Origin of the sequence: Microcoleus sp. S13_C3 (genome assembly GCF_036700905.1) — a bacterium.
In the GTDB taxonomy this organism is placed as follows: Bacteria; Cyanobacteriota; Cyanobacteriia; order Cyanobacteriales; family Microcoleaceae; genus Microcoleus.
This window is the reverse complement of record NZ_JAUBPT010000013.1, coordinates 59,570-59,776: the sequence shown is the minus strand read 5'-3', so window position 1 is coordinate 59,776 and position 207 is coordinate 59,570.

The window sequence follows — 207 nt, the reverse complement described above, 5'->3', positions numbered from 1 at the left end:
CATTGAAACTTTAGTGGAACAGGCATCTTGCCTGTTCAATTTTTCGGTTTTAGCAACGGGCAAGATGCCCGTTCCACACCACATTGAAACTTTAGTGGAACAGGCATCTTGCCTGTTCAATTTTTCGGTTTTAGCAACGGGCAAGATGCCCGTTCCACTAAACATTGAAACTTGAGTAGAACAGGCATCTTGCCTGTTCAATTTTTC